General features: G+C 50.9%; 12 protein-coding genes and 2 pseudogenes. 2 read left to right on the top strand and 12 right to left on the bottom strand.

The annotated features are described in order from the left end of the window. Positions 1-89 precede the first annotated feature (89 nt). Both IPH59_17580 and IPH59_17585 read left to right on the top strand, forming a co-directional pair. Positions 90-353, top strand: coding sequence for a permease (locus IPH59_17580; protein ID MBK7093497.1), 264 nt, complete (start codon positions 90-92; stop codon positions 351-353). Beyond that, the gene (locus IPH59_17585; GenBank protein ID MBK7093498.1) at positions 344-1024 is read left to right on the top strand and encodes a permease; all 681 of its coding nucleotides are present in this window, start codon (positions 344-346) and stop codon (positions 1022-1024) included. The genes IPH59_17580 and IPH59_17585 overlap by 10 nt, the downstream gene beginning before the upstream one ends. Positions 1025-1912: 888 nt before the next feature. Here the strand turns inward: IPH59_17585 and IPH59_17590 are convergent. From IPH59_17590 to IPH59_17645, 12 genes and pseudogenes are all read right to left on the bottom strand, one after another. Then, positions 1913-3148 (bottom strand): cytochrome C, encoded by a 1236-nt coding sequence (locus tag IPH59_17590; protein MBK7093499.1) that lies wholly within the window; start codon positions 3146-3148, stop codon positions 1913-1915. Between the two features lie 144 nt (positions 3149-3292). After that, positions 3293-3901 carry a hemerythrin domain-containing protein gene (locus tag IPH59_17595; GenBank protein ID MBK7093500.1) on the bottom strand — a complete coding sequence of 203 codons (609 nt, stop codon included), beginning with the start codon at positions 3899-3901 and terminating at the stop codon, positions 3293-3295. Beyond that, positions 3898-4911, bottom strand: a complete 1014-nt coding sequence (locus tag IPH59_17600) for a cbb3-type cytochrome c oxidase subunit I (GenBank protein ID MBK7093501.1) — start codon at positions 4909-4911, stop codon at positions 3898-3900. Before IPH59_17600 ends, IPH59_17595 begins: the two co-directional genes overlap by 4 nt. Next, positions 4815-5414: a cbb3-type cytochrome c oxidase subunit I gene (locus tag IPH59_17605; protein MBK7093502.1), complete on the bottom strand. Its 600-nt coding sequence runs from the start codon at positions 5412-5414 to the stop codon at positions 4815-4817. Before IPH59_17605 ends, IPH59_17600 begins: the two co-directional genes overlap by 97 nt. 42 nt (positions 5415-5456) lie before the next feature. After that, entirely contained in the window at positions 5457-6248 is a 792-nt protein-coding gene (locus IPH59_17610) for an ABC transporter permease subunit (protein ID MBK7093503.1), read from the bottom strand. Further along, on the bottom strand, positions 6245-6955 hold the full coding sequence (locus IPH59_17615; GenBank protein MBK7093504.1) for an ABC transporter ATP-binding protein: 711 nt from the start codon (positions 6953-6955) through the stop codon (positions 6245-6247). Before IPH59_17615 ends, IPH59_17610 begins: the two co-directional genes overlap by 4 nt. Further along, positions 6952-8250, bottom strand: a complete 1299-nt coding sequence (locus IPH59_17620) for a nitrous oxide reductase family maturation protein NosD (GenBank protein ID MBK7093505.1) — start codon at positions 8248-8250, stop codon at positions 6952-6954. Before IPH59_17620 ends, IPH59_17615 begins: the two co-directional genes overlap by 4 nt. Next, complete coding sequence (locus IPH59_17625; GenBank protein MBK7093506.1) at positions 8247-8726, bottom strand: nitrous oxide reductase accessory protein NosL; 480 nt, start codon at positions 8724-8726, stop codon at positions 8247-8249. Before IPH59_17625 ends, IPH59_17620 begins: the two co-directional genes overlap by 4 nt. Beyond that, the gene (locus IPH59_17630; protein MBK7093507.1) at positions 8716-9315 is read right to left on the bottom strand and encodes a hypothetical protein; all 600 of its coding nucleotides are present in this window, start codon (positions 9313-9315) and stop codon (positions 8716-8718) included. Before IPH59_17630 ends, IPH59_17625 begins: the two co-directional genes overlap by 11 nt. A 107-nt stretch (positions 9316-9422) precedes the next feature. Continuing rightward, positions 9423-11313: pseudogene (gene nosZ, locus IPH59_17635) on the bottom strand (Sec-dependent nitrous-oxide reductase). Positions 11314-11368: 55 nt separating this feature from the next. Beyond that, on the bottom strand, positions 11369-11896 hold the full coding sequence (locus tag IPH59_17640) for a cytochrome c (protein ID MBK7093508.1): 528 nt from the start codon (positions 11894-11896) through the stop codon (positions 11369-11371). A gap of 184 nt (positions 11897-12080) precedes the next feature. Then, positions 12081-12515, bottom strand: a pseudogene (locus IPH59_17645) (Rrf2 family transcriptional regulator). Between the last annotated feature and the right edge of the window lie 42 nt (positions 12516-12557).

The raw sequence follows: 12557 nt of genomic DNA on the forward strand, positions 1-12557 counted from the left end.
ACAAGGCCCTAAGTGAGATTGAGCAGACGCACCGAATTGGGCAAACAGTTGATTGACTGCGTCACGAACATGAGTCTGACTTAAAATTGATGACTTACATACAACAATACTTCTTGGCACTGGGCACGCTCATCGGCGACCTCTGGGTTTGGTTCTTGGTCGGATTTCTTGCCGCAGGAGTAGTTGCAGAATTCGTTCCTCGCACATTCATCGCCCGCCATTTCGGTCGCAATGACCCTTTATCCATCTTCAAGGCGGCCATATCTGGGTTGGTTGCATCGACTTGTTCATGCGGAGCAATCCCAATGGCGGTATCTTTGCGCGAAAGGGAGCAAGCACCGCCGTGGCTTTAACGTTTCTATTAGCAACGCCTTGGTCCGGCGTGCCGCAGTTCCTTGTATTGAGCAACTTTCTTGGAGTACCTAATACGGCACTTCTAATGTCTTGTGCCGTGATCGCCGCATTTCTTTCAGGCCTCGTATTATCGTATCTCGAAAAGCATCGCCTCATAGAAGCACCAAAGTCGGGTGTCGACCATGCGAACGAAACTTGTGTCGACGCTTGCTCTGATGGCTGTGATGTTCGAACAGAACATCAACACGTTGGTTGGCAGGGGCGATTTACAGGAGTGCTGCGGAATGCTTGGGACAACTTCCGGGACCTTGGCAAGTATCTTGTTGTTGGCCTATTGCTCGCAGCAGCGCTCGGTTTCGTGCCGACTAACGTAGTGCAGCAGTACCTCGGAACAACCGAATCGCCATGGTCAATCTTACTCGCCGTGCCTGTAAGTGCCGTGATTGAACTGTGTTCGGAAGGTTTCAGCGTATTTGCGGGTCAACTCTACACAATGGGAGCAAGTCTCGGCGTTGTCTTTGTCATGCTCATGGTAGGAGTGACTACAGACCTCACCGAGATTACTGTCGTTTGGGGAAAATTCGGACGGCGCTCCGCCATCGCTTATTTACTGGTAAGTACAACCATGTCGATTGCGGTTGCTTATCTAATAAACACGGTGCCTCAATAGGCAACAAGTTCGAATGAAATCAGACTGCCAATTCCAACTCGAAGGATCAGCTCTCCGAATTCTTGACTCAGTTTGTTGATTAAATGTCGGGAGCACTACATCACGGGTGAACCTAACCCAGGAGGAAATTGAACCTAAATATCATGGCTATCAGATCGTCAGCTTCAATCTATAAGCCAAATGTCAGCACGAAAGTTCTGAGTTCCGCCCTATGCGGGGAGCAAATAGAAGCCAGCGACTTAGCTTGTTAGTCAACAGGTTAGGTCGCTGGAAACTGTGACAATCTGCAAACATCTTGAACAGACTTTTCCCTTCTACTCCATTAAATGATGGAGATAATACCCTATCCACCCCGTCTTCATCTATACTGCGACCGACAAAGGAAACTCCGAAACTATGACCTCATCTAAATGATCGAGACCAAGGGACTTCACCTTGCCGGTAATTTCAAGACAGACTACATACGAAAGATCTTCGATATCTGCAACAAAACTGGCCAAGTCCAAGACCGGGACAGAGCTTGGTCTTAAAATGAAGGACAAGGACTTGCGATTCGAAGTTCTTTCAGAAGATGAGTGGGAGGCGAAGTTGAATGAGATTCTCAAAGATTAATGAGGCTGCCGCTATATCCTGCCGTTACTCCAAGACGGCCAACGGCATACTACTTCTGGACCACTCGGTTCAGATGCCACTTCAAGACTCCCTTGAGCCTAAGAGCCGGATGTGATTCCGTTCCAAAATGCAGAGCTTACAAGAGTCTCAGCGGTAATGCACCAATTCAATCCTTGGTGCCGGTCGCAGGCATGCCCTTTCGCAGTTGAACCTTGCAGTTTGCACCGAGACCCACCTCGTTGTGAATCTCGGTAAGCTTCTGCCGATCGACTGCTGCTATCGATGCTCGCGACGCAAATCCGCAGCCATCTCTCTGATTTCAGATAGATCTCGAACCATTTCACTCCAGCCGTACCAGAGCGCATAGTCAGGGTTGGCGTGAAAGGTGCCTTGGAAGGCACGCATGCGATGCTCCAAGTGCATTTGAAAAAGCTGCTGTTCGATTACGGTCGGTGCATCATGGAAGGTCAGCAGATCAGGAAATGCTGTTGCGTATCCTTCCGGCTTAGCCAAAATACCATCTTGATAGAGACTCGCTATGATTCGGATAGCCTCTGCCAGCAGGTGATCCGCTTCCCGAATCATGTCGTCACCCTTGGCAAGCTCTGCTTTCGCGAAGTTCTCTGAGTGGCAATCACCACAGATACTCACCATTTTATTGCGCTCGATATCAAACGATTCCTGAGTGAGTCGAGCAACATCTGCCGCCTTGACAACATCCAATCGGCCCGTAGGATTGCCTGTCGGATCGAGGACACCAAGAGCCTGGAGGATGGTCACCTGATCCGCTTTCCAAACCGAGTCCTCAGCAAGTGGGAGTCTCACAGCCAGAAAACCCCACGCGGTCCTGACTTCGTGATTCCCATCGGCCATGTGGCAAGTTTGACACGTGGGTGCAGCAATCGTCTCTGACAAAGTGCCGTTTTGCTTGAGCAGATAACGGACACCATGCTTTGATGCTGAGTACATTTCCCACTGGGGATGGTCGAAGCCCATGTGACAGGTTTGACATGCTTGCGGCTGTTGGGCTTCAACCTTTGAAAAAGTATGGCGCGTGTGACAGGCATCACATGAGGCATGGCCAAATTTAGAGCCTTCTGCTTTGAGCCTCTTGACTTCTGCTTCACCTTTATCTCCGAGCTTGTGACAACCACCACACCCCTTCATTCCCTCGGTAAGTGCCATCGGTAATGCATGTGTGGTGGGCATCGCGGTCATCGAGGCCCAAGCGAGAGCGTGTTTACCATTACCAAACTGAGCAGCTTGATCCCCGTGGCATTGAGCGCAGGTTGCGAGAGTCGGTGTTTCTGCCTTGGCAGCGTCCAGTTCATTCTGGTGTGCCGAGCCATGACAGCTTTCGCAAGTAACGTCGTTCAGGGAGTGCTTACTGAGCCTCCAATCAGTAACCACGCCTGGTGTCGTAGTCTCGTGACATTCCAGACAAGTCTTGCCGAAGCCGTTCTGTGTTGCGACGTGCATCAAGATGATCAAAGCAAAAGTACGAACTAACATGTAAATCCTTTCAGTTAAGGTGTTTGGCCTAATATCGCTACTTTCATCTTCGATAGACAACAACAAATCCAACAGTTGCCTGTTGAATCAACTTCTCAGATTGGATGTACCTGAACATGATGGCAATAGTCTGCTGATTGAATCTTACCTCATGGTATTCCGGTCACAATTTTGAAAGACTCCTGACGACTGATCCGCGACACCGTATCTCGATACCAATCGGCTTAGAGACTTCTCCAAGAGTATCCTTTGCTTAAGAGTCGGGGTTGACTCCGCCTTGATCCGTAGACTTCGCTTCTCAATCAAGCGGTCAGCAATTGGAAACACGTGATGATCTTCGCTACAAATGTGGCAAGACAACAACGTGTCATATGCTTGGGCACTCGATACGAATTTCTTGCGCCACCCGCGAAGACCGGTGGCCGCTCCGTCGATCGCTTCCGAGATTCGGTGTACCAAAAAGCGACCCATGACGTGCTGTGTGACTAACTGCTCCATCATTCGTCGAAGTGATTTTGGCGCTATCTCAGCAAGCGGATCGAAGAGCAGACTTTCCTCGGCGTGATGGTGAATACTATCAGCATAGACTTTGAAGAAACGCTCCAAGAAACGGAGGTCAGTTAGGGCGACTTGGCGACGTTTCTCAATTCGCTCAGTCACAACCCGCAGGACACCTAAGCCCTGAAGTATCACCTTGTGTTCAGCCATCAAGTCCTTGATCTGAGGGCTTGCAATTGGTAGGGCTTTCTTCATTTTGCAACCTCTCCGGTTTGCTTGTTTGCCATTTGCAGATATGAAAATTCACCTCCGACGTCGTCCAGCCTCTGTGCTGCAGAACTCGGTTTTCCTTGATAACAGCTCCAAGCCGCTGTCGCCATTCCCAGCAATAGTGAGGCAACCAAGACTATTGCGCCAATCGATGACAGAACATGAAGTGTCTGAAAATGTTCGGGATAAGAATGCAAGCCTTTTGGTGAGCCCAGCGTCCCAAGAATAAACTGAGGCACAAAAGTCACGGCGCCTCCGAGCAACATACCTGCAGCTGCCAGATATCCAAGCGAACGCGAATATTCGCGGCTCGTCAAAGTTGGTAGCCAGTGAAACAATCCGGCAAGAAAGGAAGTCACGACTGTTCCAAGCAACACCAAATGAAGTTGCGCCACGGTGAAGTAGGAGTTATGCAAGTACACTCCAAGGGCTGGAATTGCGAGTGCGAGTGTAGTCACTGAAGCAATCATCAATGAGGCCAATTGTATCCAGACAAAAGCCAAAGGTACTGTCAGGAACTTGCGGGCTTCAAACATCATACTGAGGCATGAGAGAAGAATCAGCAACAGTGGGACTATTGTTAGAGCGGCGAAAAGGCTCCCTGTAGCTGCCAGTTTTTCCTGATCAGCCGCAGTGACTAGATTTTGCCCCCAGGACAACATGATGAGAAGACTCAACCATACCCCCGCTACAACGAGCTTCGTGCGTGATGCAAGTAAGGATCGGGATTGAGCTGATAGTATTTCGAATGTAGTTCCAATTGCCGGAAGCAACACTGCAAGAATCGCTGTACCGGCATAAAACCAGAATAACTGCTGGTATCTCACGATCCCTGCTGGATCAAGCAATGAAAGGTATGAGCTTGCATCATTGCGCGCAACCAAAGTCAGCGCCAACGTCACAATGCGAACCGGAGCGACGAGAATATTAATAATCGCCCAAAAAAGAAAAAACCAGACGAAAGCGAGAGTTGATTTAGGCCGATCGCACGGCATCGACGCGAAAGGATGGAACTAACAATGCAAATTGCCTGAATGAAAACTGAGCCAGCGCAGAGAGCGAGTCCGACAATTAGCGAGCCAAACAGAAGCTTGGACACAGTGGGAGGCATGAGCATAGTCCACCCGCTGGTGTACGAACCGAGTTCAACGCTTACGAGGATTAGAATCCCGCCGATGACATGACAGAACCAACCAACGAGACTTAACCCCGGAATGGCGAGATTCCTGACTCCCAATGCTGCCGGGAGTGCAAAGTTCCCGAGCGTACCGGCCATTAGTGGCAAAAGAAATACGAATACCATGACCATGCCATGCTGAGTAAGCGCTCTGCCGAATTGCTCGGGGTCAAGAGAGACAAGATTCAGTTTCGACAAGTCAACCTGAACAGCCAAGGCACAGGCGGTACCTACCAATAGGAAAACGGCGCAACTAACTAAATAGAGAAAACCGATCCGGCGGCTTTCACATTCAATAATTTTGCGAAACGCGAAAATCACTTTGGCTCCCATAACTGAACTTTGTTTATCGCCCTAAAGAGGCTATAGATCCTTATGCCTGAATTGCCGCAACCCAATAAGTAACGGCGTGACTATCCATAAGCACAATGCCACGACCGCAATCGAAACACCCAGACCTGTTCCAAAGAATCGATTGAACACCGCTCCGGTGTATCCCATCAAAGCCGCCCAATCGGTCTGTACCAAAAGCGTGACTCTCGCCAGATCGATCGGGTTTGTCACCACCGCAATTAACAGAGGCGTTTCGAGCGGATAGTCGGAGAACGCCATAGTTGCCAGCATCACCAACCCGTCGTAAACAAGGGCCGTGAAAAGCCAAACACCCAATATTGCCGCCAGTCCCTTCCCGCGGTCGTCAAGAATCGTCGCCAACAGGAATGAAATCGCCAAAAAGATAATGGTCAGAAACGAACCGACAGTCAGCAATAGCAACAGCGACAACAATTGCTCCTGGCTAATCGTCATGAAAAACAAGTACGGCAGGCCGACACCAAGAATGAATCCCGCCACAAGCGAAGCTCCGAGGCCGCAGAACATCCCGACGTACACCGTCCGACGGTTCACCGGCTGGGTCAAGACTAACTCCACGAACTCACGCGAGTTGTAAAAGTAAATGGTTCCAAACAATGAACTGACCAGCGGAATTAAGAACAGGCAGATACTCATCAAACTCACCGCAACCTTGGCAGATTGAGCTTGAAGCTGGAATAATCCGACTGTCACTATTAGAAAGAACGCTGTATACAACAGACCCCAGCGGTTGCGGGCAACATCACGGATAGCATACCAACCGATGTGAAGAGCTAATCTCATGCCGCCTCCCTTTCGAGCAGTCGTGCAACAGCTACTTCAAGTCGAAGCTCACCGGTCTGAAGCTTGAGTTCCCGGATCGCGCCGGCAAAACGAATTCGGCCATCAATGATGATGACAACCTCGTCTACCATTTCTTCCAAGTCACTCATGATGTGCGTGGTAATGAGAACCGTTCGCTTCTGATTGCGATGATCGCCAATGAACTGCTTGAGACGAATGTTGGAAACCGGATCAAGTCCCGCTGTCGGTTCATCGAGGATGAGCAACTCGGGATCGTACATCCCGGCGAGCACCATACTCAACTTCTGGCGAGTTCCGCCAGATAGTGCGCGTGTTCGCTTGGCAAGCTCATGCCGCAAATCGAACCGCTCGACCAATTCACGTTCCAAAGTGGCGGGCTCCTTCCGCAATCCCTTGACGATATCAATGATCTCGTTGCCGGTGAGATCCTGCGGAAAGCGGGCAATCTGCGGTACATAGCCGATCGATTGCCGGTAGTCGCATGCTCCATCCAGAACTGATCCATTGACGGTGATCGTGCCGGACGTCGGATTAACCAAACCGAGCAGGCACTTGATCAGAGTTGACTTGCCGGAACCGTTGGGTCCGATGATGCCTGTGACACTCCCGCGCTTGATCGAGAGCGAGACATCGTGCAACGCGACAAACTTGCCGAAGCGTTTATGGAGATTAGTGATTTCTATCATGAGACCGGCTTCATCCTTGGTTTCGTGTCCGCCAAAGCTTCCGGCGTGAGTGTCGGCATGATGCGCTCCGCGAGATTGAGTAAATCGACCAAAAGGCTGCGAATCAGAACCATGGTCGCCGGTTCAGATTCAACTATCAGAGAATACAGACTGACCGGCCGATACGGCATGTCGCCAAAACCGTCACGATCAAGATCGTACCCATGATAGGTGCTCCAATAATTACCGTCAAACTCACTGAAGCTCTGCCTGCTGTTGGTGGCAACTTGGAAAGAGTTATCAATAAAGTCGTTAGCTATGACCTTGCTCCCGACACAATTCGCCATGATCTTGATCGCCCACCCATTGGCATGAAATTGATTTCCTTCAATGACGATGCGATCCGAGCCCTCGAGGTATATACCGACGGAGTTTCTCGTGATGGCATTTCCCAGGACGCGACTATCTCTGATATCCTTGAGCAGCAACCCGTACGAGGCGCCACCCCAGCTATCTTCAAAAGTGTTCTCTAGCATATCGACTTGACTCGTATACATCACGGCAACACCGGCGCCATTGTGGGCAAAACGATTCTTTTCGTACCGGCAACTGTCAGAGTACATGAAATGCAACCCGTAACGCAAATTGTCCGAACTGTCATTCCCGCTGATAGTACTGTGCTTAACAAACTCTAAATAGATGCCATCGCGCTGACCATGGATCTGATTATCCTGAACTGCAATGTCTCTGCAGTACCACATGTGAACACCGTTGCCGGCGGAAGTCAGTGCCGTCGCTGAACCGAGTATTGAATTTCGAATGACTCGACACCGATTGGAGTGCGCCAGATAAACCGCGAAGAAATTGTCGACAAAACGATTATCGCGAATTTCGCAGTTTTCGGTTTCACTAAGTAGAATCGCAGCGTGTTCTTTGACGAAACTGACCGGGACGCCGCGAAGTTCAAATCCGGCGATTACGACATTTGAAGCGGTCACTTCGAATATTGGCCCGCGACCGGCAGCATCCACAACCGGCCAATCGTTACCGATTAGTGTCAGGGGCTTGATAACACGGAGGTTCGACTCAAGGTAAGTCCCCGACTCGACGCGCACGGTATCGCCCGGCATGGCCAGCAAGAGCGCTTCGGACACGGTTTGAATCGCCCCCCCCGGCTGAACAGTGATCACATCCGCAACAGCAGACTTCGATCCAATGATTAAGCTGACCGCCGTCAGCACTCCGGTAATGTGGCGGAAAAATTCGATGTGACGAATGCTCTGCCCTGTCCGGCATGACTTCGACCAAAGAGTCAATTGCTGTTCTCCAGTTTCCAAGCCACTGTCACGATTTCCTTAACCTCGCCCCATGTTACAATTCTGCCGCCAACTTCATCGATAAGTTTCGTCGCTGATTCTTCCGTACTCACCGCGACCAAACCAATCCCCATCGGGCTCTTCTGGCGCTCCGCGAGAACGATCCAGGCCTTGTTCGCGTCCAGAAATTGACCCGGTTGGCCAAAGTCGGTAACCCATCGCGAGTGCACATCCTGCGATTTGTTTGCAAATACCATGTCGGCAGCGGCTAAACACTCGATGGAATCGTATTTCAATACTTTCCCCTTTTGAGTAATCAGCTCGGAACCGAAACTCTTATCGGCAATCGTCATTTTGCAGTAATCACACTGGTCGGTTCCGTAATGGATTTCTTCCGGTGCATAGCCCGCACACCCAATCAGAGTAGCCGCTATTAAAGTCATTACCAGCGCTGCCGCTACTTGCCTAATCGACATTTGGAATCACCTTTCTTGCTCTGCGCGTTTCCATAAACCAGATCAGCGCTCCTGTCAAGACACTCCCAATCGCAGCCCACCCGCCGAGTCCCGGCAACGACACCGCTTCGAAATTCAGCAATTTCTTGCTGCCGATCAACGGCGGTTGATAGGTCATACCCGGCACTTTGATGATCGCATTTTCCAAATCCAGATTATGGCCGTAATCATATCCCCATAGATAGAAATCCACCAATCCTGCCAATGCGACTAACAGGAAAACAACAAGCCACGCTGTCAACATCCATTTTCGTCCGCTGATGGCCACCGCCAATCCAAACAGCATCACTGCACGCATGATCCACGGCATGATGCGCAGCTCTGGAATTGATTCCGGCTTGATATGCTTCATGCCAATATAGTGATTCAGATTGTTGATCTTGGCGAGATCACCCGGATGCTGCCCCTGCACTTGATTAATCCAAATCTCCATCCCCAAACCTTCGGGATATTGCGGCGCAATCAACTCGATTTCCCACAGGGGCAGGAAGTATGTCAATGTGAGCAACAGGGCTGCGACAGCAATTGATGCTCGAGATAGCGGTTTCATGATTTGACTCCTTGCCTGCTTCCTGCTGCCATTGTTCGGCATCACCGGTTTCCGTATTTCTCGAAAACCGGTATCATTATTGTTGAGTAACGTGACTCCATCAACGTCTAACTGGAAACCCTGATCCAGCCTTGCATCTCCTGATGCAGCGCCGAACAGAAATCGGTGCAGTAGAACGGTATGACACCGGCCATCTTCGGCTCCCACAGTAGTGTGCGGGTTTGTCCCGGCATGACAAGTAGTTCCGATGTCGTCGCACCCATCACACTGAATCCGTGTGGAACATCCCAATCCTGTTCGAGATTGGTCACATGGAAGTAGACTTTGTCGCCAACCTTGATCCCTTCAATGTTGTCCGGAACAAAGTGCGTCCGAATCGTACTCATGTACACATGCACCGTCTTGCCGTCGCGTTCGATACGCGACTCGTTCTCGGCCTTGATCGCAAATGGATTCTTGTTCTCGGCGATTGGATACCACCGCACGGAGCGGTCCTTAATCATCGTCGCCGGTAGCGCCTGCGCGTAATGCGGCTCGCCGATGGTCGGGAAGTCGAGTAGAAGCTTCATCTTGTCGCCGGTGATATCGATCAACTGCGCGGATTGCGTCAGTTCGGGTCCGGTCGGCAAGTAACGATCCTTGGTGATCTTATTCAGCGCGACAACATACTTGCCATATGGCTGCTTGGTGTCGCCGCCCGGAATCATCAAGTGCCCGATCGAATAATAAGTCGGGATGCGATCTACTACTTCCCACGTTCCGATCTTCCACTTCACAATCTCGGAAGACAAGAACATGAAGTGTACCCGAAACCCTGCCCGTCAAACTCTGTGAAGCGGACCTAAGCCCGGATCCCTGACTTCTCCCGCAATTACCGACTCATACTTGACAATCGGTATTCCGTCAAACTCACCTTCGAAATCGCTGGCTTCAGCAGCCTTCTTTAATTTGCTGAACGAGTGCACCGGTATGAGTGCTGCAAGCTTTCCTCCGGCAACAATGTACTCGCCAGACGGATCGATGTCGCAGCCATGCGGCGACTTGGGGGTCGGCAGGTAGTACATCAGTCCCGGGTGGTCCTTGGCCACCAGCACCTTGACCGAGTTCAGAACTTCACTTTGGCCAACATCGGCATCGTCCATATAATTATGGTAATGCGAAGCCGTCCAATCTTGACCCTTACCCTGTGCGATCAGCTCTTCGGCCAGCTTCCAATTAATTGCCGCAACGAAGTCCTTGTCGTTCTTTGACGCATTCACCTCAAGTTGGGTATTGGCCTGTTCCGGAATTGTATGAGCTGAAGAATGACCAGCCGTGCGATGGACCCTTGCCCGAGCGCGACAGATCGTAGTTGATTCCCGGCACGAGAATTTGAAATGCGATCTTCATCCGTCCGCTCACAGAATCGACGCTAATAAACGATATCGTTCCCTTGAAGTTCTCTTTGAACGAGGAGATAGACACATCCTGCTGCGGAATTGGAACGCTAAACCGGGTTGAGGCTACCACATACTCGTTGTTCGGAGTCAAGAATGGTGAACCGTGATTGCCGCCCGAATTGGGAATTTCAATCGTCTCCACGGTTTCGAACGTCGTGAGATCCATGCGCGCGATACGTGGGGTATTGTTGCCGTTGATGAACAACCACCGGCCATCTGACTGCCCGTCGGTCACCGACAGCTGCGGGTGGTGAGCATCATCCCACGGCACAAAACCGTGCGAAGTCATCAGCAACGGCTTCGTCTCTTCCGAATATCCGTAGCCCTTCTCCGGATCGACGCTAAACACTGGAATTACCCTGAACAACCGCCCCTGATGGCAAACCGTATACCGAAACCTGTCCGGAAAATCCACCGGACATGAAGGCGTAAAATTCATCATAACTCCCGGCGCGACATAGACCTTTTCCGCCGCATCGCCGAATCCGCCAACCTCTTTCTTGGGCGAACAGCCGGAGAACAACGCCGCGATGCCAATTATCGATACGACAAATCCCATGGCGACAATAAGGGACTTCTTCATCTTCCGCTCCTTCCAATTGGAATAACTCTCATTAACCTGTGTCATCGAGTATCTCACTTCGCATCCGCTGTAGGCGGGGGCGGCGGTGTTCGAAGCCCGGCTGTTGCTCCATCGGCACTGGTGGGTTTCCAGCTTCAGAGCGCAGGAAATCCAGCAACTCCAAAGCATTGTCCCGCGTGATACCTTGGATGGTCATGAACTGCGCGTACTGCGCAACCAACTGCCTGCCGTCCGGATGCATTTTTCCCATCTGCTCGGGATTCAGGATTTGATTCATGACATACTCTGGCGACCGTCGTTTGGTCACGTCGCGAAGCGGAGGACCAGTCTTCTTCATGTCGAGATAGTGACAAGTTGCGCACTTCTGGACAAATATCGCCTTGCCGCGTTCGGCCAAAGCGTTGTCCACGGCTGCTAATTTAATATCCTCCACGACAGGCCCAATGCCGTGCTGGATCTCCCAACTGGTGAGATTTCCTTGTTGCCATCTGGCTTGGCGTTCGGCATCCGTCTCCGGCGTCGATGAGCATCCGCTCATCCACAAACTGCCGATTACCATGCATGCCGCCAAGAGCACTTTTGAGAGAGTACGACCAAGGGTCATGATTACGGTCCTTTCATTTGATCTAGTAATATTTTGAGCTTCATTTGCTGTGTCATCTGCCCAACTACAATACCGATTTCGGAGTCGGTTATCTGCAATAGGAACAGCATCATTGGCGGGTATCTTCATACTATCAACCTTAATTCCTCAAGCTATTTTTGCTGAAGTCCAGTGCGAGTGTCGCCAGCGTCGTCTTTTCGAACATCCGCTTTAATTCTTCCCGCCGCTTGGACCACGATTGATGCAACGGACAGGGTTTAGCCTCGCCGCAATCGGGAAGTCCCAATGCGCACTCGGAGAAAAGCGACATCCCATCCACCGCCGAAATGATCTGGATCAGCGAGATCATGTTGGCTTCCCGGGCAAGCCCGATTCCGCCGTTTGGACCACGGAAGGACTCCATGATCTCCGCCTCGGTGAGTACCTGCAATATCTTGGTGAGAAAGTGAAACGACAGATCGAGTTCGTCTGCGAGTTCCCGAATGGGGATGAACTTGCGCCCCTCCCGCGTCTCTTTCACCGCCACCAGCAGCGCGGCGCGAATCGCGTATGTACAACCTTTAGAAAACAGCATTGCCTATTCCGGTATTAAGAGTCTCTTGTCTTAATATATCGA

The organism is bacterium (genome assembly GCA_016708315.1).
Lineage (GTDB): Bacteria > Zixibacteria > MSB-5A5 > CAIYYT01 > CAIYYT01 > JADJGC01.